Consider the following 3496-nt stretch of genomic DNA (forward strand, 5'->3'; position numbering starts at 1 on the left):
GTCGATGATGCAGGCCACGCTGAGCCTGCCGGGCATCGCCGCCATTGCGCTGGTGCTGGGCATGGCCATCGACTCCAACGTGCTGATCAACGAGCGCGTGCGCGAGGAACTGCGTGGCGGCGAATCGCCCCAGCAGGCCATCCGGCTGGGCTACGAACGCGCCTGGGCCACCATCCTGGACTCCAACGTGACGACGCTGATCGCCGGTGTCTCGCTGCTGGTGTTCGGCTCCGGCCCGATCAAGGGCTTTGCCGTCGTGCATTGCCTGGGCATCCTGACCTCGATGTTCTCGTCCGTCGTGTTCTCGCGCGGCCTGGTGAACCTCTGGTACGGCCGCCAGAAGAAGCTCAAGAGCGTGTCCATCGGGCAGATCTGGAGGCCCGACGCCGACAAGCCCGCCGCCGAGACGACCGACGTCGCCGCCAAGGCCTGAGAAAGCTAGAACATGGAACTCTTTCGCATCAAGCGCGACCTGCCGTTGATGAAGCATGCGTTGGTCTTCAACGCTATCTCCTTCATCACCTTCGCAGCCGCCGTGTTCTTCCTGGTCACGCGGGGCCTGCATTTCTCCATCGAGTTCACCGGCGGCACGGTCATCGAGGTGGCCTACCCGCAGGCGGCCGAGATCGAGAAGACTCGCCTGGTCGTCGAGAAGATGGGCTTCGGCGAAGTGCAGGTGCAGAACTTCGGCTCTTCGCGCGACGTGATGATCCGCCTGCCCGTGCGCGGCGATATCAAGCAGACCGAGCTGGTCGGCAAGGTCTTCACCGAGCTGTGCACGGCCGAGGCCGGCACGATCAGCGAGCATCAGGAAGTGACGCCCCAGGGCGAGCAGGTCAGCAAGCAGATCTGCAGACGAGCCGATGGCGCCGAGCCGATCAAGCTGTCGCGCTCCGAGGTCGTCGGCCCGGCCGTCGGGGCCGAGCTGGCCCAGGACGCCGCCAAGGCACTGGCCGCGACGGTCATCGGCATCATGATCTACCTGGCCATCCGCTTCGAATGGAAGTTCGCGGTCGCCGGCATCATCGCCAACCTGCACGATGTGGTCATCATCCTGGGCTTCTTCGCCTTCTTCCAGTGGGAGTTCTCGCTGGCGGTGCTGGCGGCCATCCTGGCGGTGCTGGGCTACTCGGTGAACGAATCTGTCGTCATCTTCGACCGGGTGCGCGAGGCCTTCCGCAGGTTCCGCAAGATGAACACCCACGAGGTCATCGACCACGCCATCACCTCGACGATGAGCCGCACCATCATCACCCACGGTTGCACGCAGCTGATGGTGGTGTCCATGCTGCTGTTCGGCGGGCCGACGCTGCATTACTTCGCCGTCGCGCTGACCATCGGCATCCTGTTTGGCATCTACTCCTCGGTGTTCGTGGCGGCGGCCATCGCCATGTGGCTGGGCGTCAAGCGGGAGGACCTGGTCAAGGCGGGCGTGAATCGTGACGACCCCAATGACCCGAACTCCGGGGCCGTCGTGTAGAGTGATCGCAACCCAACATTCCAGCCGCGCAGCCCTCACCAGTCCATGACCGCCGCTCGTAACCAGGCCCTGGCGACCCAGGCGCGGCGCGTCTATCTGGAAGCTCTGGTGCGCGGCATGACGCCCCTGGTCGCTGCGGTCGGCCAGGGCGCTGGCCAGCAACTGGCCCACGGCGTCCCCCACGCCATCATGATGGCCAGGCGCGACGCGGTGCAGGCCTGGCAGAAGCTAGGCCCCAACTGGCAGATGGCCGTCGTCGCGGCGCTGCGCCACGCGGCAGTGCACGGCGTCTCCGACAACGCCCGCGAGCACGACACGACCGTGCCGGCCCAGTCGGTGAAGATGAGCCTGGTCGACGACTCGACCATCGAGCGCGAGATCACCAGCTCCCGCCTGGCCCTGGTCATGATGGACCGGGCGACCTGGGAATTCACCGACCTGCGCACCCGCATGCAGGCCCTGGAGGCTCATGACGACCTGGAACCGCTGGACCTGCTGCGGGCCCATGTCGTGGCCCGCGTGGCGCTGGACGCCTGGACCCGCGTCGGCCTGGACGCGAACATCTGGCAGCTGCTGCACCATGAGCTTCACGAGGAATTCGCCCAGCTCATCAGCGAGGCCTACCACGAGACCAACCGCTGGCTGATCGCCCAGAAGGTGCTGCCCGAGGTCGACCTGCGGCCCTTCATCCGCCGCACGGCCCAGGCCGCTACGGCGGCGACGGCGACGGCCACTGGCGCGCCAGTACCGCCGCCACCGCCAGTGTCTCCCGGCCCGGGTCTCGCCCCCACGTCAGGCCCGGTGCCGATGGTCGCGGGTGGGGCATCGGCGCGCAGCAAGGCGAGCAGCCAGGCCGACGAAGTCATGGCCCAGCTGCAGCGTGTGCTGGCCCGCCATGTGCCGGGCTTTCCGGTCGTCAAAAGCCAGGTGCCGGCCCGCCCGGGTGGCGGCAAGCCGAGCCTGGCCGATGTGACACCCAGCCATGCCGGCACCCTCGGTGGTGGCAGTTTATCGAGCGGCGATGCACCCGCCTCCGTGGCCAGGCCGTCGCTGGCCGATGCGCCGCCCGTCTCCGTTTCCGCCGCCTCGCCGCGGTTGATGGGTGCCATCAAGCATGCCCAGGAGTCCTTGCAGCGCCGCCCCGGCGCAGCTGGCGGTGTGGATACCGGTGGCAGCGCCAGCGCCCCGCGTGCGCTGGAGGAGATTGGCGCGCGCAACCAGGCCTTCAAGCAGGTCCTGAAGCAGGCCGCGAGCAACCCGGCCGAACGCGCGACCATCGAGATCGTCGCCATGATGTTCCAGAGCATCCTGACCGAGGAGCGCATCCCGGCCACGGTGCGGGTCTGGTTCGCGCGGCTGCAGATGCCGGTGCTGCGGGTGGCCGTCAGCGAACCCGACTTCTTTGCCGCCGCCGACCATCCGGCGCGTCGTCTCATTGACCGCATGGGCGCGTGCGTGATGGGTTTCAACACGGCCCAGGTCAGTGGCCCGGGTTCGGAGCGCGCCAGCAACGATGCGCTGGAGCGCGAGATCAAGCGCGTCGTGCAGGTCGTCGAGGCCTATCCGGACACCGGCCGGCGGGTCTTTGCCACCGTGCTGACCGAGTTCGAGAAGTTCCTCGACCACTATTTCGAGAACGAGAACCAGGCCTCCAAGCGCGGCGTGTCGCTGGCCCAGCAGGTCGAGCAACGCGAAACCCTGGCCATCCAGTACACCATCGAGCTGCGCAAGATGCTGTCCGAGGTGCCGGTACAGGACGGCGTGCGCGACTTCCTCTTCCACGTCTGGGCCGACGTGCTGGCCGTCACGGCGGTGCGCGCGGGCGCCCAGTCCGACGTGACCAAGTCCATGAAGCGGGCCGCCGCCGACCTGATCTGGAGCGCCAGCTCCAAGGCCTCGCGCGAGGAGCGTGCCGAGGTCATCCGCCGCCTGCCGCCCCTGCTCAAGACGCTGCGCGATGGCATGAGCCACGCCGGCCTGCCGACGGACAAGCAGGACGAGCATGTGCGCCAGCTC

Annotated in this window: 3 protein-coding genes; all 3 read left to right on the forward strand. The window is 67.7% G+C overall.

The features are described 5' to 3' along the window. A partial coding sequence (locus tag AC1DU6_RS24000; protein WP_477860135.1) for an MMPL family transporter occupies positions 1-433 on the forward strand: 433 nt, incomplete at its 5' end. A 12-nt stretch (positions 434-445) separates the two neighbouring features. Then, complete coding sequence (gene secF, locus AC1DU6_RS24005) at positions 446-1480, forward strand: protein translocase subunit SecF (protein ID WP_056205235.1); 1035 nt, start codon at positions 446-448, stop codon at positions 1478-1480. A gap of 45 nt (positions 1481-1525) precedes the next feature. Next, on the forward strand, positions 1526-3496 hold a 1971-nt coding region (locus AC1DU6_RS24010; RefSeq protein ID WP_477860137.1), incomplete at its 3' end, for a DUF1631 family protein.

The organism is Roseateles sp. P5_B10 (genome assembly GCF_056400485.1).